Origin of the sequence: Escherichia sp. E2748, assembly GCF_005781125.1 — a bacterium.
Taxonomy (GTDB): Bacteria; Pseudomonadota; Gammaproteobacteria; order Enterobacterales; family Enterobacteriaceae; genus Escherichia.
Genome location: NZ_VATP01000001.1, coordinates 926,535 through 950,656, shown reverse-complemented (window position 1 = coordinate 950,656; position 24,122 = coordinate 926,535). Strand labels below are relative to the sequence as shown.

28 protein-coding genes and 2 pseudogenes are annotated in these 24,122 nt (G+C 47.7%); 17 read left to right on the top strand and 13 right to left on the bottom strand.

Annotated features, from left to right (window positions below; all coding sequences use genetic code 11):
* Positions 1 to 27: 27 nt before the first annotated feature.
* The gene (locus FEK42_RS04605; RefSeq protein WP_130219101.1) at positions 28 to 909 is read left to right on the top strand and encodes a LysR family transcriptional regulator; all 882 of its coding nucleotides are present in this window, start codon (positions 28 to 30) and stop codon (positions 907 to 909) included.
* A gap of 88 nt (positions 910 to 997) precedes the next feature.
* Positions 998 to 2,188 (top strand): L-arabinose MFS transporter, encoded by a 1,191-nt coding sequence (gene ydeA, locus FEK42_RS04600; RefSeq protein ID WP_130260618.1) that lies wholly within the window; start codon positions 998 to 1,000, stop codon positions 2,186 to 2,188.
* 24 nt (positions 2,189 to 2,212) lie between these two features.
* On the opposite strand, the gene marC is transcribed toward ydeA, so the two are convergent.
* Positions 2,213 to 2,878 carry an NAAT family transporter MarC gene (gene marC / locus FEK42_RS04595; protein ID WP_130209251.1) on the bottom strand — a complete coding sequence of 222 codons (666 nt, stop codon included), beginning with the start codon at positions 2,876 to 2,878 and terminating at the stop codon, positions 2,213 to 2,215.
* 210 nt (positions 2,879 to 3,088) lie between these two features.
* Here marC and marR point away from each other — a divergent pair, with 210 nt between their 5' ends.
* The 3 genes from marR to marB are packed head-to-tail and all read left to right on the top strand — an operon-like array spanning position 3,089 to position 4,176.
* A complete protein-coding gene (gene marR / locus FEK42_RS04590) occupies positions 3,089 to 3,523 on the top strand; it encodes a multiple antibiotic resistance transcriptional regulator MarR (protein WP_130209253.1) in 435 nt (144 codons plus the stop codon).
* 20 nt (positions 3,524 to 3,543) lie between these two features.
* A complete protein-coding gene (marA, locus tag FEK42_RS04585; protein WP_130209255.1) occupies positions 3,544 to 3,927 on the top strand; it encodes an MDR efflux pump AcrAB transcriptional activator MarA in 384 nt (127 codons plus the stop codon).
* Positions 3,928 to 3,957: 30 nt separating this feature from the next.
* The gene (gene marB, locus FEK42_RS04580) at positions 3,958 to 4,176 is read left to right on the top strand and encodes a multiple antibiotic resistance protein MarB (protein ID WP_130209257.1); all 219 of its coding nucleotides are present in this window, start codon (positions 3,958 to 3,960) and stop codon (positions 4,174 to 4,176) included.
* Between the two features lie 30 nt (positions 4,177 to 4,206).
* On the opposite strand, the gene eamA is transcribed toward marB, so the two are convergent.
* Entirely contained in the window at positions 4,207 to 5,106 is a 900-nt protein-coding gene (gene eamA, locus FEK42_RS04575) for an O-acetylserine/cysteine exporter (RefSeq protein WP_138211750.1), read from the bottom strand.
* Between the two features lie 193 nt (positions 5,107 to 5,299).
* Between eamA and ydeE the strand changes: the two genes are divergently transcribed.
* Positions 5,300 to 6,487, top strand: coding sequence for an efflux MFS transporter YdeE (gene ydeE, locus FEK42_RS04570; protein ID WP_138211749.1), 1,188 nt, complete (start codon positions 5,300 to 5,302; stop codon positions 6,485 to 6,487).
* Between the two features lie 40 nt (positions 6,488 to 6,527).
* On the opposite strand, the gene FEK42_RS04565 is transcribed toward ydeE, so the two are convergent.
* On the bottom strand, positions 6,528 to 6,923 hold the full coding sequence (locus tag FEK42_RS04565; protein ID WP_001271101.1) for a rhodanese-like domain-containing protein: 396 nt from the start codon (positions 6,921 to 6,923) through the stop codon (positions 6,528 to 6,530).
* A 94-nt stretch (positions 6,924 to 7,017) separates the two neighbouring features.
* On the opposite strand from FEK42_RS04565, the gene ftrA reads away from it, so the two are divergent.
* The 3 genes and pseudogenes from ftrA to FEK42_RS22965 all read left to right on the top strand — a co-directional run bounded on the left by ftrA (position 7,018) and on the right by FEK42_RS22965 (position 8,294).
* Positions 7,018 to 7,989, top strand: a complete 972-nt coding sequence (gene ftrA / locus FEK42_RS04560; protein ID WP_135492814.1) for a transcriptional regulator FtrA — start codon at positions 7,018 to 7,020, stop codon at positions 7,987 to 7,989.
* A gap of 107 nt (positions 7,990 to 8,096) precedes the next feature.
* Positions 8,097 to 8,192 carry a protein MgtS gene (gene mgtS, locus FEK42_RS04555; RefSeq protein WP_064529968.1) on the top strand — a complete coding sequence of 32 codons (96 nt, stop codon included), beginning with the start codon at positions 8,097 to 8,099 and terminating at the stop codon, positions 8,190 to 8,192.
* Positions 8,192 to 8,294 (top strand): annotated as a pseudogene (locus FEK42_RS22965) (hypothetical protein). The gene mgtS and the pseudogene FEK42_RS22965 overlap by 1 nt, the downstream one beginning before the upstream one ends.
* Before the next feature lie 114 nt (positions 8,295 to 8,408).
* On the opposite strand, the gene FEK42_RS04550 reads toward FEK42_RS22965, so the two are convergent.
* Positions 8,409 to 9,299 (bottom strand): diguanylate cyclase, encoded by an 891-nt coding sequence (locus FEK42_RS04550; protein ID WP_130260615.1) that lies wholly within the window; start codon positions 9,297 to 9,299, stop codon positions 8,409 to 8,411.
* Between the two features lie 363 nt (positions 9,300 to 9,662).
* Positions 9,663 to 11,708, bottom strand: coding sequence for a peptidyl-dipeptidase Dcp (gene dcp / locus FEK42_RS04545; RefSeq protein ID WP_135492656.1), 2,046 nt, complete (start codon positions 11,706 to 11,708; stop codon positions 9,663 to 9,665).
* Positions 11,709 to 11,844: 136 nt separating this feature from the next.
* Here dcp and ydfG point away from each other — a divergent pair, with 136 nt between their 5' ends.
* The 3 genes from ydfG (at position 11,845) to ydfZ (ending at position 13,745) form a co-directional block, all read left to right on the top strand.
* Entirely contained in the window at positions 11,845 to 12,591 is a 747-nt protein-coding gene (gene ydfG, locus FEK42_RS04540; RefSeq protein WP_135410700.1) for a bifunctional NADP-dependent 3-hydroxy acid dehydrogenase/3-hydroxypropionate dehydrogenase YdfG, read from the top strand.
* A gap of 88 nt (positions 12,592 to 12,679) precedes the next feature.
* On the top strand, positions 12,680 to 13,366 hold the full coding sequence (gene rspR, locus FEK42_RS04535) for a DNA-binding transcriptional regulator rspR (protein WP_135410699.1): 687 nt from the start codon (positions 12,680 to 12,682) through the stop codon (positions 13,364 to 13,366).
* 175 nt (positions 13,367 to 13,541) lie between these two features.
* Entirely contained in the window at positions 13,542 to 13,745 is a 204-nt protein-coding gene (ydfZ, locus tag FEK42_RS04530) for a putative selenium delivery protein YdfZ (RefSeq protein WP_000214710.1), read from the top strand.
* A gap of 39 nt (positions 13,746 to 13,784) precedes the next feature.
* On the opposite strand, the gene FEK42_RS04525 is transcribed toward ydfZ, so the two are convergent.
* The 7 genes from FEK42_RS04525 to FEK42_RS04495 form a co-directional block, all read right to left on the bottom strand.
* Entirely contained in the window at positions 13,785 to 15,245 is a 1,461-nt protein-coding gene (locus FEK42_RS04525; RefSeq protein ID WP_135492657.1) for a mannitol dehydrogenase family protein, read from the bottom strand.
* Between the two features lie 135 nt (positions 15,246 to 15,380).
* Positions 15,381 to 16,664 (bottom strand): TRAP transporter large permease, encoded by a 1,284-nt coding sequence (locus tag FEK42_RS04520; protein ID WP_130260610.1) that lies wholly within the window; start codon positions 16,662 to 16,664, stop codon positions 15,381 to 15,383.
* Positions 16,665 to 16,688: 24 nt separating this feature from the next.
* Entirely contained in the window at positions 16,689 to 17,165 is a 477-nt protein-coding gene (locus FEK42_RS04515) for a TRAP transporter small permease (RefSeq protein ID WP_135410697.1), read from the bottom strand.
* A gap of 49 nt (positions 17,166 to 17,214) precedes the next feature.
* Entirely contained in the window at positions 17,215 to 18,189 is a 975-nt protein-coding gene (locus FEK42_RS04510; protein WP_130209277.1) for a TRAP transporter substrate-binding protein, read from the bottom strand.
* Positions 18,190 to 18,233: 44 nt separating this feature from the next.
* Complete coding sequence (locus FEK42_RS04505; protein ID WP_130260609.1) at positions 18,234 to 19,253, bottom strand: Zn-dependent oxidoreductase; 1,020 nt, start codon at positions 19,251 to 19,253, stop codon at positions 18,234 to 18,236.
* An 11-nt stretch (positions 19,254 to 19,264) separates the two neighbouring features.
* Complete coding sequence (gene rspA / locus FEK42_RS04500) at positions 19,265 to 20,479, bottom strand: starvation-sensing protein RspA (protein ID WP_135406695.1); 1,215 nt, start codon at positions 20,477 to 20,479, stop codon at positions 19,265 to 19,267.
* Between the two features lie 219 nt (positions 20,480 to 20,698).
* Positions 20,699 to 21,025, bottom strand: a complete 327-nt coding sequence (locus FEK42_RS04495; protein ID WP_130209283.1) for a YnfA family protein — start codon at positions 21,023 to 21,025, stop codon at positions 20,699 to 20,701.
* Positions 21,026 to 21,159: 134 nt separating this feature from the next.
* Here FEK42_RS04495 and FEK42_RS04490 point away from each other — a divergent pair, with 134 nt between their 5' ends.
* Both FEK42_RS04490 and speG read left to right on the top strand, forming a co-directional pair.
* Positions 21,160 to 21,501, top strand: coding sequence for a DUF1283 family protein (locus FEK42_RS04490; RefSeq protein ID WP_135492658.1), 342 nt, complete (start codon positions 21,160 to 21,162; stop codon positions 21,499 to 21,501).
* A 34-nt stretch (positions 21,502 to 21,535) separates the two neighbouring features.
* A complete protein-coding gene (gene speG, locus FEK42_RS04485; RefSeq protein ID WP_064529978.1) occupies positions 21,536 to 22,096 on the top strand; it encodes a spermidine N1-acetyltransferase in 561 nt (186 codons plus the stop codon).
* 2 nt (positions 22,097 to 22,098) lie between these two features.
* Here speG and FEK42_RS04480 read toward each other — a convergent pair whose 3' ends face one another.
* A complete protein-coding gene (locus tag FEK42_RS04480) occupies positions 22,099 to 22,809 on the bottom strand; it encodes a YnfC family lipoprotein (protein ID WP_130209287.1) in 711 nt (236 codons plus the stop codon).
* 106 nt (positions 22,810 to 22,915) lie between these two features.
* On the opposite strand from FEK42_RS04480, the gene FEK42_RS04475 reads away from it, so the two are divergent.
* The 3 genes and pseudogenes from FEK42_RS04475 (at position 22,916) to dmsD (ending at position 24,017) form a co-directional block, all read left to right on the top strand.
* Entirely contained in the window at positions 22,916 to 23,221 is a 306-nt protein-coding gene (locus tag FEK42_RS04475) for a DUF1161 domain-containing protein (RefSeq protein ID WP_135492815.1), read from the top strand.
* Positions 23,222 to 23,273: 52 nt separating this feature from the next.
* Positions 23,274 to 23,360 (top strand): annotated as a pseudogene (locus tag FEK42_RS22960) (hypothetical protein); the annotation flags it as partial.
* A 42-nt stretch (positions 23,361 to 23,402) separates the two neighbouring features.
* Positions 23,403 to 24,017 (top strand): Tat proofreading chaperone DmsD, encoded by a 615-nt coding sequence (dmsD, locus tag FEK42_RS04465; RefSeq protein WP_131161914.1) that lies wholly within the window; start codon positions 23,403 to 23,405, stop codon positions 24,015 to 24,017.
* Positions 24,018 to 24,122 lie beyond the last annotated feature (105 nt).

Below are 24,122 nucleotides of genomic sequence, written 5' to 3'. Positions count from 1 at the left end.
GCCACTTGTTCACGAATCGAGAATGCTATGGATCTGACCCAGCTGGAGATGTTTAACGCCGTTGCCGAGGCTGGCAGCATTACCCAGGCGGCAGCAAAAGTGCATCGTGTGCCATCTAACCTGACTACCCGTATCCGCCAGCTGGAAACAGAACTCGGCGTGGAACTGTTTATTCGCGAGAATCAGCGTTTACGTCTCTCTCCTGCCGGGCATAATTTTTTGCGCTATAGCCAACAAATTCTCGCGTTGGTCGACGAAGCGCGAAATGTTGTTGCTGGCGATGAGCCACAAGGCTTGTTTTCTCTCGGTTCGCTGGAAAGCACCGCAGCGGTACGCATCCCAGCTACACTGGCAGAATTTAACCGTCGTTATCCTAAAATTCAGTTTTCCCTTTCCACTGGCCCTTCCGGAACTATGCTGGATGGTGTACTTGAGGGAAAACTGAATGCGGCATTTATTGATGGTCCGATTAACCATACAGCCATTGACGGGATGCCGGTGTACCGCGAGGAGTTGATGATCGTTACGCCGCAAGGACATACTCCCGTTACCCGCGCCAGTCAGGTTAATGGTTGTAATATCTATGCCTTCCGCGCTAACTGCTCGTATCGCCGCCACTTTGAGAGCTGGTTTCATGCCGACGGCGCAGCGCCGGGGACAATTCATGAGATGGAGTCATATCACGGTATGCTGGCCTGTGTAATCGCCGGAGCGGGAATTGCGCTTATTCCTCGTTCCATGCTGGAAAGTATGCCGGGGCATCATCAGGTTGAAGCCTGGCCATTAGGTGAGCAATGGCGTTGGTTAACGACATGGCTGGTCTGGCGTCGTGGCGCGAAGACTCGTCAGCTTGAGGCGTTTATTGAACTGCTTGACACATCGCTGGAACAGCATGAAGCGGCAAAATGAGATGTGGATCACAAAGTCATTGTATTCACATCATTAACCGTTTTAAGATCATTTCATCACCTTTTCGCAACTCACCCGATAATCTGTTATGACAACAAACACTGTTTCCCGCAAAGTGGCGTGGCTACGGGTAGTTACGCTGGCAGTAGCCGCCTTCATCTTCAATACTACCGAATTTGTCCCTGTTGGCCTGCTTTCTGACATTGCGCAAAGTTTTCACATGCAAACTGCTCAGGTCGGCATCATGTTGACCATTTATGCATGGGTAGTAGCGCTAATGTCATTGCCTTTTATGCTAATGACCAGTCAGGTTGAACGCCGCAAGTTGCTGATCTGCCTGTTTGTGGTATTTATTGCCAGCCATGTGCTGTCATTTTTATCGTGGAGCTTTACCGTTCTGGTGATCAGCCGAATCGGCGTTGCTTTCGCACATGCTATTTTCTGGTCGATAACGGCGTCTCTGGCGATTCGCATGGCACCAGCAGGTAAACGAGCGCAGGCGTTGAGTTTAATCGCTACCGGTACAGCACTGGCAATGGTATTAGGTTTACCCATTGGTCGAATTGTGGGGCAATATTTCGGCTGGCGAACGACGTTTTTTGCCATTGGTATTGGAGCGCTTATCACCCTGCTATGCCTGATTAAGTTACTTCCATTACTCCCCAGCGAACATTCCGGGTCGTTGAAAAGTCTTCCGCAACTGTTCCGCCGCCCGGCATTGATGAGCATATATTTGTTGACGGTAGTGGTGGTTACCGCGCATTACACGGCATACAGCTATATTGAGCCTTTTGTGCAAAACGTAGCTGGGTTCAGTGCCAATTTTGCTACAGCATTGCTGTTAATGCTCGGAGGCGCAGGCATTATTGGTAGCGTGATTTTCGGCAAACTCGGCAATCAGTATGCGTCTACGCTGGTGAGTGCGGCAATTGCGTTATTGCTGGTGTGCCTGGCGCTACTGTTACCTGCGGCGAACAGTGAGATGCACCTCGGCGTACTGAGCGTTTTCTGGGGGATTGCGATGATGATCATCGGCCTTGGGATGCAGGTAAAAGTGCTGGCGCTGGCACCGGATGCTACCGATGTTGCGATGGCGCTATTTTCGGGGATATTCAATATTGGTATCGGCGCCGGGGCGCTGGTGGGTAATCAGGTGAGTCTTCACTGGTCGATGTCGATGATTGGCTATGTTGGCGCGGTGCCTGCTCTCGCTGCGTTAATATGGTCAATCGTCATATTCCGCCGCTGGCCAGTGAAACTCGAGGAACAGACACAATAGTTGAAAGGCCCATTCGGGCCTTTTTTAATGGTACGTTTTAATGATTTCCAGGATGCCGTTAATAATAAACTGCACTCCCATACACACCAGTAAGAAGCCCATCAGGCGGGAGATCGCTTCAATTCCCCCCTTGCCCACCAGCCGCATAATTGCGCCAGAGCTACGTAGGCTTCCCCACAAAATGACCGCAACCAGAAAAAAGATCAGCGGCGGCGCAACCATCAGTACCCAGTCTGCGAAGGTTGAACTCTGACGTACTGTGGACGCCGAACTGATGATCATCGCAATGGTCCCCGGTCCAGCGGTACTTGGCATTGCCAGTGGAACAAAGGCGATGTTGGCACTGGGTTCATCTTCCAGCTCTTCGGATTTGCTTTTCGCCTCCGGTGAGTCAATCGCTTTTTGCTGGGGGAAGAGCATACGGAAACCAATAAAAGCGACAATTAAGCCGCCAGCAATACGCAGACCGGGAATCGAAATCCCGAATGTGTCCATCACCAGTTGTCCGGCATAGTACGCCACCATCAAGATGGCAAAAACATATACCGAGGCCATTAATGACTGACGATTACGTTCGGCGGTGTTCATGTTACCCGCAAGCCCGAGAAACAACGCTACGGTGGTTAACGGGTTAGCTAACGGCAATAACACCACCAGCCCCAGGCCTATCGCTTTAAACAAATCTAACATTGGTGGTTGCCATCCTGTGTCGCTAGTTATCTGCGAAAAGTATAAAGGGTAAACAAGGAGAAAGTTTCACTCTTTAACTAATCTTGCAGCACACTGCGCAATACTTGAACCGATTTAGCAAATCGTGGCATCGAGGGATTCATTCGTTTGACTTATACTTGCCTGGGCAATATTATCCCCTGCAACTAATTACTTGCCAGGGCAACCATTGTGAAAAGTACCAGCGACCTGTTCAATGAAATCATCCCATTAGGTCGCTTAATCCATATGGTTAATCAGAAGAAAGACCGTCTGCTTAACGATTATCTGTCACCGCTCGATATCACCGCGGCACAGTTTAAAGTGCTCTGCTCTATCCGCTGCGCAGCATGCATTACTCCCGTTGAGCTGAAAAAAGTCCTTTCGGTTGACCTTGGCGCGCTGACCCGCATGTTGGATCGCCTGGTTTGCAAAGGCTGGATTGAGCGGTTGCCGAACCCGAATGACAAGCGCGGCGTGTTGGTGAAACTCACCAGCAGTGGCGCGGCAATATGTGAACAATGCCATCAATTAGTTGGCCAGGACCTGCATCAAGAATTAACAAAAAACCTGACGGCGGACGAAGTGGCAACGCTTGAGCATTTGCTTAAGAAAGTCCTGCCGTAAACAAAAAAAGAGGTATGACGATGTCCAGACGCAATACTGACGCTATTACCATTCATAGCATTTTGGACTGGATCGAGGACAACCTGGAATCACCACTGTCACTGGAAAAAGTGTCAGAGCGTTCAGGTTATTCCAAATGGCACCTGCAACGGATGTTTAAAAAAGAAACCGGCCATTCATTAGGTCAATACATCCGCAGCCGTAAGATGACAGAAATCGCGCAAAAGCTGAAAGAAAGCAACGAGCCAATCCTCTATCTGGCAGAACGTTATGGTTTCGAGTCACAGCAAACGCTGACTCGCACCTTCAAAAATTACTTTGATGTTCCGCCACATAAATATCGGATGACCAATATGCAGTGCGAGTCGCGGTATTTGCATCCATTGAACCATTACAACAGTTAATAAAAATGTGACAACGTCACTGAGGCAATCATGAAACCACTTTTATCCGCAATGGTAACCGCGCTTATTCTGTTTTCCGCGCAGAGCTTTGCGGAGCAAACCTCGCAACCGGTCGTTACTTCCTGTGGCGATGTGGTGATTGTTCCCCCATCGCAGGAACAACCACCGTTCGATTTAAATCACATGGGTACAGGCAGTGACAAATCGGATGCGCTGGGCGTGCCCTATTACAACCAACACGCCATGTAGTTTATTCAGGCCCCGGCATATCGGGGCTTGTTAGCCTCTCACCTTCACCGCTTTACGCCACCGCAAACCAAACACATTGATATACAGTCCGGTCATAATAAGCACGGCACCTAAGAATTGCAGACCTGTTAGGCGTTCATCCAGCAGTAACGCTGCACTTGCCAGACCGACTACCGGCACCAGTAATGATAATGGTGCGACACGCCATGTCTCATAGCGTCCAAGCAGCGTACCCCAGATCCCGTAACCAACTATCGTCGCCACAAATGCCAGATACATCAACGCCAGAATGGTGGTCATGTCGATAGTGACCAGACTGTGAATCATTTTTTCGGCGCCATCGAGAATGAGCGAGGCGACAAAAAACGGGATTATCGGGATTAATGCGCTCCAGACGACCAGAGACATCACTGCCGGACGGGATGAATGAGACATGATCTTTTTATTGAAGATATTGCCACTCGCCCAACTAAATGCCGCCGCCAGGGTCAAAATAAAACCGAGCATCGCCACATGCTGACCGTTAAAGCTATCTTCGATTAACACCAGTACACCAAAAATCGCTAACGCAATCCCCGCCAGTTGCTTACCGTGCAGCCGTTCGCCAAAAGTAAAAGCACCGAGCACGATAGTAAAAAACGCCTGAGCCTGTAAGACCAGCGAGGCTAGCCCTGCCGGCATACCGAAGTTAATGGCGCAAAAGAGAAAGGCAAACTGCGCAAAACTGATGGTTAAACCATACCCCAGCAGTAAATTCAGCGGTACTTTTGGTCGCGCCACGAAAAAGATTGCCGGGAAGGCGACCAGCATAAAGCGTAAACCGGCCAGCATCAGCGGTGGCATGTTATGGAGCCCCACTTTGATGACCACAAAATTAAGCCCCCATACAACGACGACTAATAGCGCCAACACCCCATCTTTCCGCGACATTTTCCCGCCTCTGAATTTTCATTTTTGTCAGCAATCAACTTAGCTGAATTTACTTTTCTTTAACAGTTCATTCGTTAATCACCGTTTACCACGGCATTAATGGCAAATAAGTCGCTATACTTCAGATTTTTGCCATGCTATTTCTTTACATCTCAAAAACAAAACATAACGAAATGCATTGTCGGACAGCCAAATGAACTTATCTCTGAGACGCTCTACTTGCGCCCTTCTCGCCTCGTCGTTGTTATTAACTATCGGACGCGGCGCCACGCTGCCATTTATGACTATTTACTTGAGTCGCCAGTACAGTCTGGGTGTCGATCTCATTGGTTATGCGATGACAATTGCGCTCACTATTGGTGTCGTTTTTAGCCTCGGTTTTGGTATCCTGGCGGATAAGTTCGACAAGAAACGCTATATGTTACTGGCAATTATGGCCTTCGCCAGCGGTTTTATTGCCATTCCCCTGGTGGACAGCGTCACGCTGGTGGTACTTTTTTTCGCACTCATCAACTGTGCCTATTCCGTTTTTGCCACTGTATTGAAAGCCTGGTTTGCCGACAATCTTTCATCCACCAGCAAAACGAAGATCTTCTCGATCAACTACACCATGCTCAATATTGGCTGGACCGTCGGCCCGCCACTCGGCACGCTGTTGGTCATGCAGAGCATCAATCTGCCCTTTTGGCTGGCAGCTATCTGCTCTGCGTTTCCCATGGTTTTCATTCAAATTTGGGTAAAGCGCAGCGAGAAAATCATCGCTACAGAAACAGGCAGCGTCTGGTCGCCAAAGGTTTTGTTACGGGATAAAGCGCTGCTGTGGTTCACCTGCTCTGCCTTTCTGGCTTCTTTCGTGAGCGGTGCCTTTGCCTCTTGTATCTCGCAATATGTGATGGTCATAGCGGATAGTGGTTTTGCTGAAAAAGTAGTCGCAGTGGTTCTGCCTGTTAATGCCGCGATGGTGGTTACGTTGCAGTATTCCGTTGGGCGGCGTATTAACCCGACCAACATACGCGCGCTGATGACGGTAGGCACACTCTGTTTTGTCGTCGGTCTGGTCGGTTTTATTTTTTCCGGAAACAGCCTGCTATTGTGGGGAATTTCAGCCGCGGTATTTACTGTTGGTGAAATTATTTATGCTCCCGGTGAGTATATGTTGATTGACCATATTGCGCCGCCTGGAATGAAAGCCAGCTATTTTTCCGCCCAGTCATTAGGCTGGCTGGGGGCAGCGGTAAATCCATTAGTGAGTGGTGTTGTACTTACCACTCTCCCGTCTTCTTCGCTGTTTATCATTCTGGCGTTAGTCATCATTGCCGCGTGGGCGCTGATGTTAAAAGGTATTAACGCCAGACCCCAGGGGCAGCCAGCACTCTGTTAACGTTCGTGCCGTGCCACTGCTGGCACGGCTTTGCTAATCATTATTCTGAGGCAAAGGCATAACCTTCATCTTCCCAGCCGGTTATCCCGCCAAGCATGATTTTAACCGGCTTTCCGAGTCGAGCCAGTTTGAGTGCCGCACGGTCTGCACCATTACAATGTGGCCCCGCGCAATACACCACAAATAGCGTATCGTCCGGCCATTCGGCCATTCTTTCTGCGGTCATTTGCTTATGGGGTAAATGGAGAGCGCCTGGGATATGCCGACGAGCGAAGTCCTCTTCACGACCAACCACATGAAGTAAAACGAAATCATCGCCAATATAAGCCAGAGAGTCATGAACATCGGCACAATCTGTTTCGACACTCAAGCGCGCGAGAAAATGCGCCTCAGCAACTTCTGGCTTCGCTGTGGTAAATTCAGTGACATAACGCATAGTGCTTTTTCCTTTTGGTTTGTTGTGTTAACAATAATGTAACCAATCTACTTTTCACTGACCGCCTCCCGATATGCCAGAAAAGAGCAAAATGATGACAACGTTACAACGCCCGCTGGTCGTTGCACTGGCTTATGACGGGCTATGTACTTTCGAATTTGGCGTAGCCGTTGAAATATTCGGCCTGCCACGACCGGAACTGGGCGATAACTGGTATCGTTTTGCCGTTGCTGCGGTAGAACCTGGTGCGCTGCAAGCCACCGGGGGGATCCACGTGGTGGCAGACGGCGGGCTGGAATTATTGCCCAACGCCGATATGGTTATTATTCCTGGCTGGCGTGGAATAGATGCAAAAGTGCCAGAGATGCTATGTCAGTCATTGCGCGAGGCACACCAGCGCGGTACTCGCCTGGTATCGATATGCTCTGGCGTGTTTGTCCTTGCCGCTGCGGGCCTTCTTCACCAGCGAAAAGCGACCACCCACTGGCGCTACACTGAACAACTCCGGCACCGTTACCCTTCAATCAGCGTAAGTGACAATGTGTTATATCGGGATGAAGGACAAGTGATGACCTCCGCCGGAAGCGCCGCGGGGATCGATCTGTGTTTACATATCGTGCGCAAAGATTTTGGCCATGAGATTGCTAATAATGTCGCCCGGCGGCTGGTCATACAGCCACATCGCCAGGGGGATCAACCACAAAATCTGACGCGCCCAATGGCCTCACCGCGTGAAAGCCAGACGTTAGGTGCATTATTCGACTTTTTGCAGCAGAATCTGGCACAAACACATACTGTGTCTTCCCTCGCCGAGCGGGTAAATATGAGTCAGCGCACTTTTTTGAGACGTTTTGAGGCGTTAACCGGCATGACGCCCGCCCGCTGGCTGCTTAATGAGCGCTTAATACGAGTTCAGGATTATCTGCAAAATTCGGCTTTTAACATCGATAAAATTGCCGAGCTGACGGGTTTTGGCAATTCAGCGTTATTGCGTCATCACTTTCACCAACGTTTTTTATTATCCCCTTCGCAATATCGTAAAAACATCCATTCCCCATCACAATAACCGCCTGATTCAGCCTTTGTTTAGGTAATCTCTGCTAATATCTTTCTCATTGAGATGAAAATTAAGGTAAGCGAGGAAACACACCACACAATAAACGGAGGAAAATAATGTTGGGTAATATGAATGTTTTTATAGCTGTTCTGGGAATAATTTTATTTTCTGGCTTTCTGGCCGCATATTTCAGCTACAAATGGGATGACTAATGAACGGAGATAATCCCTCACCTAACCGGCCCCTTGTTACAGTTGTGTGCAAGGGGCCTGATTTTCTGACGGCAAAAAAAACCGCCAGTAAACCGGCGGTGAATGCTTGCATGGATCGATTTGTGTTTTGCTTTTACGCTATCAGGCATTTCTCTGCGCTGGTAACGGTTCTTTGACACAGTAGCATTATTTTTCTCAATGAATGTTAAACAGAGCTTAAACTCGGGCTATCACACTCTGCTCGTCAATAAACATGCAGCGATTTCTTCCGGTCTGCTTGCCTTCGTACATTGCTCTGTCAGCCCTTCCAATAACCACATCCAACGGTTCTTCAGGAAACGCGCGGCTCACGCCAGCGGTCACTGTTATTGGGATATGTCCGCCAGGATGCGCTATGGCATGGTTATCGACTAACTGACAAATACGTACCCCAGCACGACACGCCTCAGCATCATTTTGCGCTTTGATGATAATAATAAACTCTTCACCACCATAGCGATAAACCGTATCGTAGTCACGCGTCCAACCGGCTAAGTAAGTCGCCAGGGTTCGTAATACCACATCACCGATTAAATGTCCGTAGGTATCATTAACCAGTTTAAATCGGTCTATATCCAGCAGCATTAAATAAAGATTTAATGGTTCAGCATTACGTAATTGATGCTCAAAGGATTCATCAAGTACCCGACGGCCAGGTAATCCCGTCAATACATCCATATTGCTACGAATAGTCAGCAAATAAATTTTGTAATCTGTTAATGCTGCGGTAAAAGAAAGCAACCCTTCCTGAAATTCGTCAAAATGAACTTCCTGCCAGCGATTTTCGACAATAGCCAGCATTAATTCCCGGCCACAGTTATGCATATGCTGATGGGTAGAATCTATTATCCGAACGTAGGGTAATTCATCACTATCGAGTGGTCCATGATGATCAAGCCACCGACCAAACTGGCACAGTTCATAAGAATGGTTATCCGTAATTTCTGGCTGACTGGTATCCCTCGCTACCACGCTATGAAACATACTCACCAGCCACTGGTAATGGGCATCGATAGCCTTATTGAGATCTAACAAGATAGCATCGATTTCCGTTGTCTTCTTGATCATTGCCACTCCTTTTTCACAATTCCTTGTGCGCTCTATTATAACGAGAGAAAAGAAAATTTATGTCAACAATTCCATAGAAAAAACATTAATTAATGGATAAAAATATAACGGCGTGATTTAAAACAAAATAAACAGAAAAAAGTGATTAAATCTGTCAGAACACGTTAAATTCAAGCCAGAAGATATAATACCGATTATGCCAAAGGGAAGAAGGTAATGGCCTGAAAGATTAGGGCTTTTGGCAGTATTATAAATCCAATTATTTCTGCAAATGTACGCAGATCCCGGATAACTAAAAAAGAAATGAACAGCATATTATAATATAGCACCGGACTGGATGTAGCCCGGTGCTATATGGGGGAATTATACGTTCAAGCCGCGATGTTGCAGCATCGGTGTAATCTGTGGTGCCTTACCTCGCCACTGGCGATACAAACGTTCTAAATCTTCGCTATTACCTTTGGAAAGGATAGCGTCGCGAAAACGTTGCCCATTTTTACGCGTTAAACCGCCTTCCTCGACAAACCATTTATAACCATCGTCTGCCAGCATTTGCGTCCACAGATACGCGTAGTAACCTGCCGCATATCCGCCACCAAAAATGTGAGCGAAATAACTGCTGCGATAACGCGGCGGTACAGCGGGAAGATCCATGTTTTCCGCCGCCAGCGCCCGAAGTTCGAAATCGTCCACGTCGTGGCGTGCTTCATTCTCCTCCAGACAATGCCAGCGCATATCAAGAAGTGCTGCGCTAAGTAACTCGCTCATCTCGTAGCCCTTATTAAACAGGCTGGCATTGCGCATTTTCTGTTGTAACTCTTCCGGCATGGTTTCTCCGGTTTGGTAATGCCTCGCATAGCGAGAGAATACCTGCGGATTTGTCGCCCAGTGTTCGTTTATTTGTGAAGGGAACTCGACGAAATCACGCGGCGTGTTGGTGCCAGAAAGCGTCGCATAACGTTGGCTGGCAAACAGGCCGTGCAGCGTATGACCAAATTCATGGAATAAGGTTATAACATCGTCCCACAATAACAATGCAGGTTCACCTGTCGTTGGTTTCTGATAATTGCAAACATTGTAAATAACGGGACGTGTGTCATTGAGCGTAGATTGCTCAACAAAATTCCCCATCCACGCGCCGCCGCTTTTGGAATCACGGGCAAAGAAATCACCGTAAAATAACGCAAGACCGACTCCGTTATGGTCAAATATTTCCCATACGCGCACATCCGGGTGATAGACTGGTATATCAAAGCGCTCGACAAATTTAATGCCGAAAAGCTGATTTGCAGTCCAGAATACCCCCTCATTCAACACTGTGTTCAATTCGAAATAAGGTTTGAGCTGCGCTTCATCGAGACAGAATTTCTCGCGTCTTACCTGCTCGGCATAAAATGCCCAGTCCCACGGCTGGACGCTAAACCCGCCTTGCTGCTTTTCGATAACCGCCTGAATAGACGCCAGTTCATCGTCTGCTCGCTTACGCGCGGCCGGGACAATTTCACGCATGAAGTTAAGTGCTGCTTCGGGGGTTTTTGCCATCTGGTCGGCGATTTTCCACGCAGCATAATGAGGGAAACCAAGCAGTTTCGCCTGCTGCGCGCGGATCTCCACCAGCCGTTGAATAATGGCACGGGTATCGTTAGCGTCATTTTTTTCTGCCCGCGTCCAGCCCGCAGTGAACAGTTTTTCACGCGTCGCGCGATCGCGCAGTTCGGCAAGCGCCGGTTGCTGGGTGGTATTCAGCAGTGGGATAAGCCACTTGTTATCCAGACCTTTCTCGCGCGCTGCATCCGCCGCCAGGGCAATATCTTGCTCACTCATCCCCGCCAGTTGCTCAATATCGTCAACCACCAGCCCACCGGATTTGTTCGCCGCTAATAACCGCTGGTTAAACTGACTAATAAGGGTCGCAGCCTCTGTATTCAGCACTTTTAATTTTGCCTTATCGGCCTCTGCAAGTCTGGCCCCGGCAAGAACAAAACGTTGATGAATCACCTCGACCAGTCGAATGGATTCGCTATCAAGACTCAGAGATTCACGGCGCTGCCAGATGGCATCGACCCGAGCGAACAATTCGCCGTTCAGGTAAATGTCATTAGCCAGTTCCGCAAGTTCTGCCGAGAATTGTTCATCAAGACGCTGTAATTCATCGTTGGTATGCGCCGAGGTCATAGCGAAGAAGACGCTGGTTACACGTGTGAGTAATTCCCCGCTCTTTTCAAGAGCCAGAATCGTGTTAGTAAAATCGGGCGTCTGCGGGTTTAACGCTATCGCTTCTATCTCAGCCCGCTTTTGCCGCATCCCCTCGTCGAATGCCGGGCGATAGTGATGATTTGCAATCTGATCAAAATGGGGCGCCATATAAGGCAGCGTGCTCTGCGTAAGAAAAGGATTCGTCGTTGACATTTTCTACTCCTGAAAACGAGGTGTTCCATAGCGTAGGCTTACTGATAACGGAGTGCAATCATGCAAACCAGTATTACCCGCTCTTAAGCATCACGTGCTATGTTAGTGACACACAAAAGCGTTGAGGAACAGTGAGATGATCGTATTAGTAACTGGAGCAACGGCAGGTTTTGGTGAATGCATTACTCGTCGTTTTATTCAACAAGGGCATAAAGTTATCGCTACTGGTCGCCGTCAGGAGCGGTTGCAGGAGTTAAAAGACGAGCTGGGAGATAATCTGTATATCGCCCAACTGGACGTCCGTAACCGCGCCGCCATTGAAGAAATGCTGGCATTGCTTCCTGCCGAGTGGAGTGAGATTGATATTCTGGTGAACAATGCTGGACTGGCGCTGGGTATGGAACCTGCACATAAAGCGAGCGTTGAAGACTGGGAAACCATGATTGATACCAACAATAAGGGCCTCGTGTATATGACGCGGGCAGTCCTGCCGGGCATGGTTGAGCGCAATCGTGGTCACATTATTAACATTGGTTCAACGGCGGGTAGCTGGCCATATGCAGGTGGCAACGTCTACGGTGCGACAAAAGCCTTTGTTCGTCAGTTCAGCCTGAATCTACGCACAGATCTGCACGGTACGGCAGTACGTGTCACAGACATCGAACCGGGACTGGTAGGCGGCACCGAATTTTCCAATGTCCGTTTTAAAGGCGATGACGGCAAAGCAGAAAAAACCTATCAAAATACCGTTGCGCTGACGCCAGAAGATGTCAGCGAAGCCGTCTGGTGGGTAGCCACTCTTCCCGCTCACGTTAACATCAACACCCTGGAAATGATGCCGGTTACCCAAAGCTATGCCGGGCTGAATGTCCATCGGCATTAATTTTTATACCCGGCCTCACCGCCGGGTTATTGCTTGTCACAAAAAAGTGGTAGACTCTTGCGGTTAACCCACTCAAAAGCAATAACGAATGACCGTCGAAACACAACTTAATCCCACACAGCCTGTCAATCAGCAAATTTATCGTATTCTTCGTCGCGACATTGTGCATTGCCTGATTGCACCAGGTACGCCGTTGTCGGAAAAAGAAGTTTCTGTTCGTTTCAATGTGTCACGCCAGCCGGTTCGCGAAGCCTTCATTAAACTGGCTGAAAACGGCCTGATTCAAATTCGCCCGCAGCGTGGCAGCTACGTCAATAAAATCTCCATGACCCAGGTTCGCAATGGCAGTTTTATTCGACAGGCCATTGAGTGCGCGGTGGCACGGCGGGCAGCGAGCATGATAACTGAAAGCCAGTGCTACCAACTTGAGCAAAATCTTCACCAGCAACGCATTGCCATTGAGCGCAAGCAACTGGATGATTTTTTTGAACTTGATGACAACTTCCATCAGCTCCTGACTCAGATTGCTGACTGTCAACTCGCCTGGGACACCATTGAAAACCTGAAAGCGACCGTTGACCGGGTGCGCTACATGAGTTTTGACCACGTTTCACCGCCGGAAATGCTGCTTCGCCAGCACATGGATATTTTCTCTGCTCTGCAAACACATGATGGTGATGCCGTTGAAAAGGCAATGGCATTGCATTTGCAGGAGATTAGCGAGTCCGTACAGCTAATACGCCAGGAAAATAGCGACTGGTTCAGCGAAGAGTAATTCTTTACCTCTCATCCCATTCGGGGTGAGAGTTCATCCCCCTTCTTCTGGTTTATGCAAGCATCAAAAAAGATGTGAACTTGATCATAAACAAAAAAATATTCACTCGACAGGAGTATTTATATTGCGCCCGTTACGTGGGCTTCGACTGTAAATCAGAAAGGAGAAAACACCTATGACGACCTACGATCGTAACCGTAACGCAATCACTACTGGCAGCCGTGTTATGGTTAGCGGCACCGGTCACACTGGCAAGATCCTGTCGATTGATACTGAAGGTCTGACCGCAGAGCAAATCCGCCGCGGTAAAACCGTAGTAGTTGAAGGTTGTGATGAAAAACTCGCGCCTCTGGACCTGATTCGTCTCGGCATGAACTAAGCGTGTGAATGCCGCCGATGGCGGCATTGCTGTCACTTATCACTTCACCGCATATTTCGCCACGGTCGCTTTCGCGCCATGCGCTAATAAAGACAAATACGCTTCCGTCACCTTTGCTGTGAACAACGCATTGTTCGGCAAATCATCACCAAATATCGCATTAATCGCCATCAAGGACTGCACGCGCACTTGCCCTTCTGCACTACTTTGCACGGCCTCCTGAATGACCGGTAATAACGGGTCACTAATTTCGATGGGATTACCCTGCTCATCAACACCGCCGACATACCGCATCCAACCGGCGACGCCAAGCGCCAACAGATCGAACGCGCTGCCCTGTTTCAGATGCCAGCGAATGGAATCCAGCATTCGCTGCGGGAGTTTCTGACTGCCATCCATCGCAATCTGCCAGGTTCGATGGCGTAACGCTGGATTACTGTAGCGTTCAATCAGTCGATCCGCATAATTTTGCAGATCCACGCCCTGCACTTTCAGCGTCGGCGCCTGTTCCTGCAACATCAAGGCATGTGCCGCACGGCGATAATTTTCATCTACCATGCAGTCATTAATATGCTGATATCCGGCCAGATAACCCAGATACGCCAGGAATGAATGACTGCCGTTGAGCATACGCAGTTTCATCTCTTCATAAGGCAGCACATCGCTGACCAGTTCAGCACCTGCTTTTTGCCATTCCGGACGTCCGGCAACAAAGTTATCTTCAATAACCCACTGACGGAACGGTTCACAGGCTACACCTGCTGGATCGCGCACACCGGTGAGCTGCTCTATTTTATTCAGCGTTTCAGCCGTCACCGCCGGGACAATGCGATCGACCATTGTCGAAGGAAAAGTCACGTTTTCGACAATCCATTGCGCCAGTTCCGCATCAACAGCATGCGCATAAGAAGTGACAACGTCACGCATTACATAACCATTTTCCGGCATATTGTCGCACGACATCACCGTAAATGCCGGTAACCCTGCGGCTTTGCGCCGGGCCAGCGCCTCCACAATAACCCCTGGTGCCGTTTTCGGCTGGTGGGGATTGTTTAGATCGTCAACGATCATTGGGTGATCCAGCATTAACTGCCCGGTCGCCGGAGAGTGAAAATAGCCTTTCTCTGTAATAGTCAGAGAAACAATTGCAATTTGCGGTTCGCACATGGCAGCAAGCACAGCGTCTAAACCGTCTATTTGCACGTGCAACGCTTTTTTCACTACCCCCACTACACGAGCGGTCCAGGCATCGGCCGACATTTCCGCAACGGTATAGAGATTATCTTGCTGTTTTAGATCAGCTATTTGCTGTTCACCGCCAATCAAGTTCACTTCATAGTAACCCCAATCGCTGTGATGCTCGGCAGCCAGGATGTCGGCATACACACCCTGATGCGCGCGATGAAATGCGCCAAAACCTAAATGAATAATTTTGGGCGCCAAGTTATTACGATCATAACCAGGGAGTGTCGCTCTGGCGTTAAAAAGTCTGTTTTCCATAAGAAGACCTGTTTCTGTCAATTAAACTACGATGTATCTGTTGAAAATATCGCAGTGGTATATTTTTTCTCTTATCATTAGCGAAAGCCCGGCCACACTATCGGAAAATATAACCGGGTAACGAATAAAAATGGATTATTTCATACCTAGCAATGCCGGTAGCCACAGCGAAAGTCCCGGAATATAAGAAACCATAAATAGCAAAATGATATTTCCTGTAATAAACGGAATTACCGCTTTACTGATCTCTCCTAAAGAAACACGGGCAATTCCCTGCGAAACGAAGAGGCACACGCCAACAGGTGGTGTCGTCAGGCCGATTACAAGGTTCATTACCATCATTACTGCAAAATGGATAGGATCCATACCGATAGCTGTCGCAACTGATAGTAATGGGGTAAAGAGAATCAATAGTGCTGCGATGGTTTCCATAAACATGCCGACCAACAACAGCAGCAGGTTAATCATTAGAATTAACAAATATTTGTTGCTTGTAATAGATAACATGCCATCAGCAATTTGCTGCGGGATCCCTTCAGATGTCAGGATCCAGGCAAAAACATTGGCGAAACCAACCAGCATCAAAATGCCAGCCGTACCGCTGATGCTTTCCATCATACATCCCATGAATTTGCTCACAGTCAAGTCACCATAGACAAAAAAGCCCACGATCAACGAAAACACAACAGCAAATACAGATGCTTCAGTCGGAGTAAACAGACCAGTAACCAAACCGCCGATAATCATGACCGGCATTAGAATTGCCCAGATCGCCCCACGCGTAGCATGTAACCGTTGACGAAATGTAGCCCGCTCACCTTTTGGATAACCCCGTTTATGCGCCAGGTACCATGCGATACTGGCCATGGTTAAGCCCATCATTAAACCAGGAACTGCCCCAGCGATAAAAAGTTTACCCACTGACAAACCGGTTAACGTACCAACAATGATCATTGGTACACTGGGCGGAATAATTGGACCGACTGTCGATGCCACTGCAGTTATTGCCCCAGAAAATGGTGCATCGTAACCACTGCGTTTCATTGCGGGGATCATTACTGATCCAATGCTGGCGGCTTCGGAAACTGCCGTGCCGGAAATACCTGCAAAGATCATTGAACCGCTAACGTTGGCCATTGCTAAACCGCCACGAATGTGACCCAGCCATGCGTTACTGAAAGATACAATTCGGTCAGTAATGCCGCCGCCGTTCATTAATCCTCCCGCCAGCAAAAAACCGGGGATACAAAGCAGTACAAAAGAGTCCATACCACTAAAGAACTGATTCGCCATAATGGCGAGTCCCATATCAGTGACCAGTAGATAGAAGATTGACGATAACGCAAGGGAGAAAATAACCGGAACTCCCAGCATAAGTGAAACAAAGAATATCACAAACAGACCAATAGTCGGATTCATGCGCTGTTCTCACATTAGATAATTCTATTTCCGCCCTTGCGGCGTAAAATCCCGAATCAAATTAAACAAAGTAAAAAGCGATATGTTTCCGGTAATGATAATCACCGAGGATGTCACCCATGCCTGTGAAATAGGCAGTGTAGTAGCCATACGCCACATTGTGCTTTCTACATATTCTACGGAATTGATCATTAGAGTAATTGAGCAGGTAAGAATAACCAAATCAATAAGTAGCACCAGATATTTCTTTAAACCAGATGGCAGCAGACTTACTACCAAATCAACGTTCACCAATTCACGTTTACCCGTTGCCAGTGCACAACCAAATGCGACAACGTAAACCAGTAGAAAGCGAGCGACCTCCTCTGTCCATGCTGGCGAACTTATTGGTAATGGCCGAGATATAACCTGGAGCAATACTACACCAATGAGCGCAATTAATAAAACCGTACCAATAGTTAAATAAATTTTTTCTATATATCCATATAACTTATTAAACATATTTTTCCCTCAGTAGCTCAAAAAGGGGGAATATCTCCCCCGTTTAATATTATTTTGTTGCTCGAGCTTTTTCGTAAAGAGGTTTGATTTGTGGATTAATTGATTTTTCAACTGATTCATTTGCTATCCGAGCAAACTCGTTCTGATGTACATCAACCAGCGTCATCCCTTTCGCTTGCAGAGCTTCAACTAATTTAGCTTCATCCTGTAAATATAGTTCGTGTTCATAGGCCTGTGCCTCTTTGCCTGCATCAATAATAGCCTGCTGGTATTCTGGCTTCAGCTTATTAAACTTCTTCGTCCCCATAACCAGATAGATCCAGCTACGAACATGTTCTGTCCGGTTAAGATACTTCTGCACTTCAAAGAAACTACCACTCATGATCATAGAAAGTGGATTTTCCTGCCCTTCAATCACTCCCTGCTGCAAGCCAGTAAAGACTTCAGAAAATGCCATTGGTGTCGGTTGCGCGCCCAAATCTTTCCAAACGTTGATGAACATTGGTACGTTCGGTAAACGTAGAGTTAACCCTTTAAGTTCTTCCGGATTGGTAATCGGACGGTTAGACGTCAGGTTACGGGGGCCGCGTTCAAACCAGGCGATGGTTTTCAGTTTCACACGCTCTTCAATATCTTTGGATATTTGTGCGCCAACTTCACCATTAACAATTTTTGCCATTTGTTCTGAAGAAGTAATCATATAAGGCACTGCCAGCAATGCCGCAGAAGGTGCCCAGTTTTGTAATGACTCACCTGTAATGGTCATATCAACGCTTCCTAGCTGAATTGCGTTAATAATATCCATTTCTTTACCTAATGATTCATTAGGATAGATTTTAACTTCTACCGCATTATTTGTTTTTTGCTTTACCAACTCAGCAAACTTCAGTGAGGCTTTATGCCAACTATGTTCTTCATTTACAGGATGCCCTAATTTTAGGGTAACATCTGCGGCGATAGCTGAAAAACTTAATAATCCACCAAACAGAGTACAAAGTGCCAGAGATAGCTTTTTCTTTTCCATGATTAATGTTCCTTTGTAGGTACAGTTACTTTTATATAAGACATTCAGGACTCGGGGAATTTCAATAATACTTTGCACAGCCCTTCTTGTTGAGACTCGATGAGTTTAAATGCTTCATGTACATGTTGAATATCAAAAACATGACTTATAATATTCTCCGGATGAATTAATCCCATCACCATCCACTCAATAACTGTAGGGAACATACGACAATTTAAACGCGATGAATAGAGGGTTAACTCACGACGAGTTAATTCTTGTTGCGCTATTGCGGACGGTGTCGCAGAAAAACCTAAAAGTCCAATTCGCCCGGCAGGAGAGATTAACGTCACGGCTTCTTCCAGGATAGATGGATGGCAAACCGCATCATAAATTAACGTAGGTGTTAGTTTATTATTGTGCAGAAATTCCCGTAATGAACCATTCCGGTTATTAAAAGTATGAGTCGCACCACAACGTCCTGCCATAAGCAGGCGATCTTCGCGTTGATCCACCACAATTACTGGAATCTGCCAGACGTTACACAAAACATCAATAATTGTTAAACCTGCCGGACCTGCTCCATATACCAGTGCAACATCCGTTGGGAAAACCCCCGTACGATTGGTTACATTGGCGGCTACCGCATACGGTTCAATTGCCGCTGCAAGGTTTGCTGGTATAGATTCCGGCACTCGCCAGATGTTAGTTGCTGGAACACAGGTATAATCGGTAAAGCCACCATCACGATGAACGCCTAATACGTTTAAGCTTTCGCACACATTCGGGCGCCCAATTGAACATGGATAACAATGACCGCAGCTAATGACAGGATCAACCACGACGCGTTCACCAATGCGTTGCGGAGAGATATTGTCCCCTACACTGGTTATCGTTCCGACAAATTCATGTCCTACGATACGAGGGTAAACCGCAAAAGGATTTGCGCCATGATAAATATGCAGGTCTGAACCACATATCCCTGCATACTCAACTTTGACACAAACTTCATCAGCTTTTGGCGCAGAAGAAACGCTATCAATCAGATGCATTTGTCCAGGTTTTTCAACCACAACACTAACCATATATTCCGTCCTTACCAGTTCCAGAGTGTGCCATCTTCCAGGCGTGCGACTGGCAGATATGCAGGTTCATAGGGATATTTCGCTGCCAGCTTTTCATCAAACTCGATGCCAAGACCCGGTTTATCGCCCGGATGCATATAGCCGTTATCAAACGTCCAGTTATGCGGGAAGACTTCGAGCATTTGTTCGGAATAGCCCATATATTCCTGAACGCCGAAATTTGGTACCCACAGATCAAAGTGCAGCGCCGCTGCCATGCAGACAGGTGACAAATCAGAAGGACCGTGTGAGCCAGTGCGTACCTGATACAGGGATGCGAAATCAGCGATCCGACGCATACCGGTGATGCCGCCCGCATGAGTCAGCGTGGCGCGGATATAGTCAATGAGTTGTTCTTCTATCAGTTGTTTGCAGTCCCAAATGCTATTGAAGACTTCACCCACCGCAATTGGCGTGACGGTGTGTTGGCGAATGAGGCGGAAACACTCCTGGTTTTCCGCAGGCGTCGGGTCTTCCATCCAAAACATGCGATAATCTTCAATGCTTTTACCAAAGCGTGCCGCTTCAATAGGCGTTAAGCGATGGTGCATGTCATGCAGCAGATGTTCATCAAAACCAAACTTGTTACGTACCGCGTCGAACAGTTTTGGCATGAAGTCGAGATATTTTTCCGTCGACCACAACTGCTCTTCTGGCCACTGCCCTTTGGTCGCAGGTTCATAAGCCAGCCCTTTGCCTTTGGACATGCCATAGGTGGTCTTCATGCCTGGAATGCCGCACTGTACGCGGATGGCTTTGAATCCCAGTTCCTGATGACGAGCATAATCATCCAGTGCCTCATCAATGGAGTGACCGGTCGTGTGACAATAAACCATAACCCCTTCGCGAGACGCGCCACCCAGTAGCTGATAAAGCGGCATGTTGGCGGCTTTGGCTTTAATGTCCCACAGCGCCATATCAACAGCTGAAATGGCCGACATGGTGACTGGACCGCGACGCCAGTACGCCCCTTTATAGAAAAACTGCCAGATATCTTCGATACGGTGTGCATCGCGACCAATGAGTTGTGGGCAAAGATGATCTTGCAGATAAGATGCTACCGAAAGCTCGCGTCCGTTAAGCGTGGCATCGCCAAGACCGGTAATACCATCCTCGGTGGTGATTTTTAAGGTGACAAAATTACGTCCTGGACAGGTGACAAAAACTTCAGCCCCTACGATCTTCATGTTTTATTCCTTGCATCGATCTTCGTGATGCATGAAATCTACGCAGTTGAACCACTGCCATACAAGTATGAAGACACAAAAAAGCCAGAATGATCACAAAAAAAGGCGCGTATTTGCGCCGTGAATAGATCTAAAGACAGCCAGATTTCACTGTTATTTTGGACGCCATGTATGGCATATCTTATTAATAATAAAAGAGATTTATCATTCCAGGCAAAATCAAACTCGTCCCCAGCCAGCAACAATAATCAACATCCCGCATAGCGCGACCAATGCTCCAGTCCAGTCGTAGAGACTGAGTTTTACGCCATCCACAACCCGCAGCCACAGCAGCGCCGTGCAAACATAAACGCCACCATAAGCTGCATACACTCGCCCACTGGCCGCCGGATGCAATGTTAACAGCCAGACGAAAAGCGCCAGAGAAATCCCCGCCGGAACCAGCAGCCATACGCTGGCGTTCCGTTTAAGCCATAGCCAGGGCAGGAAGCATCCGACAATTTCACACAAGGCGGTAGCAAAAAACAGTAACGTTGTTTTAATCATCTTTGTCACTCATTGACATCATGTATATTTATGGCTCGACATAATATCATCACCCTATACATCCTTCTGGTACGTTTTGCGTTCGCAGTGGATCGTGTAAAATCCCCTTTAAACATTCATGTAAGGAATGAATCATGAATCTTATTTTCTGCAAACGGCTCGGACTGCTCGCTTTTCTGCTACCTTGCGCACTGGCATTTAGCGCAACTACTCATGCAGAAACCAATAAACTGGTGATTGAGTCTGGCGACAGCGCACAGAGTCGCCAACAGGCGACAATGGAAAAAGAACAATGGAATGAAACTCGCAATTTGCGTCAAAAAGTCAATAAACGCGCCGAAAAAGAATGGGATAAAGTTGACTCCGCATTCGATAGCCGCGATAAATGCGAACAAAGTGCCAACATTAATGCCTACTGGGAACCGAATACTTTACGTTGCCTGGACCGTCGTACTGGCCGCGTAATTACCCCCTAACCTGTTATTGATATAAGGAATGTAAGGACACGTTATGACAAGCGCCCACAGTGTTAAGCTACGTCCGCTGGAGCGTGAAGATTTACGCTATGTGCATCAACTCGACAATAACGCCAGCGTGATGCGTTACTGGTTTGAGGAACCCTACGAAGCCTTTGTTGAACTCTCTGATCTGTACGATAAACATATTCACGATCAGAGTGAGCGCCGTTTCGTGGTGGAGTGCGATGGTGAAAAAGCGGGTCTGGTGGAACTGGTTGAAATTAACCATGTCCACCGCCGCGCAGAATTTCAGATAATCATCTCCCCGGAATACCAGGGCAAAGGTCTGGCAACACGCGCAGCAAAATTAGCAATGGATTATGGCTTCACTGTTCTTAATCTCTATAAACTGTATCTGATTGTCGATAAAGAGAATGAAAAAGCGATTCACATTTACCGTAAGCTCGGTTTTACGGTCGAAGGTGAACTGATGCATGAATTCTTTATTAATGGTCAATATCGCAATGCCATTCGCATGTGTATATTCCAGCATCAGTATCTGGCGGAACATAAAACGCCGGGTCAGGCGATGCTGAAGCCGACCGCGCAATAGCGTTAATAATAATCAATGGTATTTTTGATAGTGTAAACCCGTTCGACGGCGGGTTTTTCCGCTTCATCAACAATGATCAATTGGCAGTCCACCGGATTGGCGTGACTGTCATATTCACAGCTTTGCTTCACATTACCAACTTGTTGATTATTCAGTAAAGTAACCGCCGTGTAATCGAGTTTTTTGATCGGATCAGTTGATGGTGTTGCAGTGACTGATAACGTTTTATCGTTGCTTACCGTGGTTTTACCCAACGGATAGCCCTGTTCATCATACCTATAATCCACCTTCATCTGTTTACTGCTGGCTTTAACTACAAAGCCATTATCATCGGTTTCCCAACTCACTCCGGCGGAAGGTAATTCTGCTAACTGGCATTTACCCTGTAAACGTACTTTTTTCTCCAGTGTCTGCGCATCACGGTAATAATTCGCATCCAGCACTAAGGCAACCACGGTATTATTTTCCAGATCCAATAATTCAAGCGAATCGAAGCAACCTTCTTCCGATAAGCTGCCTGAAACACGTTTCGTCACTTCCCCTTGTTCATTCATCAATGTCTGGGTGAAATCTTTAACCGGACCACGCAGCGGATCGAAATCAAATTCATTAGAGAAGCTGGCCATCTCTGGCGTAAAAGAAAACGTCACTTCTGCGCGATCGCATCCTGTAAGCATTATCGCGAGCAAACATGGCAGTAATTTGAAATTCACTTTAGTCACCAGACAGTAGAGATTATTATCAATCATAGTAGTAAATACAGTGCTTTACACGTGAAATGCTATGCTTAGTGAGTAATATTCATTTAAGGAGCCAATGATGAAAATCTCAACTTATTGCGCCGCGCTACTGCTCACAATTGCCTCACCCGCCGTGCTGGCCGCGCCAGATTCTTGTGAACGGATAAAGAGCGATATTTCACAGCGTATTATCAATAACGGTGTGCCAGAAAGTAGCTTTACTTTAAGTATTGTGCCAAATGATCAGATCGATAAACCTGACACCAGGGTGGTTGGCCATTGTGCCAATGATACTCATAAAATTCTCTATGACCGCACCACCAGCGGTAACAATTCTGCCCCTGCACAACCGACTCAAGATGGCGCGCCTGCCGAACCGCAGTAAAAAGTATGATGGACGCTGGCGCGTCTTATCAGGTCTACATACTGCAACGTGCTTGTGTCTCATACCGGGCGGTGAGATGATCGGGCGAGCGCGATTTTATGGCCTGCATATGACGGTCGGAATGGCCGTCGCAGGTTAACAACTTGGTGCGGGGCAAGCCGCACGTTTCAGGATGATAAGAATGACGCATTTTTCACAACAAGATAATTTTTCTGTCGCGGCGCGTGTGCTGGGGGCGCTGTTTTATTACGCCCCAGAAAGCGAGGAAGCCGCGCCTCTGGTTTCTGTAATGACCAGCGATGGCTGGGAAACTCAGTGGCCTCTGCCGCAAACTTCTTTAGTGCCGCTGGTAACGGCTTTTCAGCAACAGAGTGAAGAGTCGCGTACACAGGCCTGGCAGCGTTTATTCGTTGGCCCGTGGGCGTTGCCGTCCCCGCCGTGGGGATCGGTCTGGTTGGATCGTGAATCGGTACTGTTTGGCGATTCAACGTTGGCACTTCGTCAATGGATGCGCGAAAAAGGCATTCAGTTTGAGATGAAGCAAAACGAACCTGAAGATCATTTTGGCTCCTTGCTACTGATGGCGGCCTGGCTGGCGGAGAGCGGTCGTCAGACAGAGTGCGAAGAGTTGCTGGCGTGGCATCTTTTACCGTGGTCGACGCGCTTTCTCGAGGTGTTTATCGAAAAAGCAGAACACCCTTTTTACCGCTCGCTTGGTGAACTGGCTCGCTTAACGCTGGCTGAGTGGCAGTCACAATTGCTGATTCCCGTCGCAGTTAAGCCACTGTTTCGTTAAGGTTACCGTATCATCACCGGATGGCGGCAATATCGCGCCATCCGATATTTAATAAGTTACAGTGTCACACCATTTCCCTACTTAAAGCACGCACAGCTTTTGCGC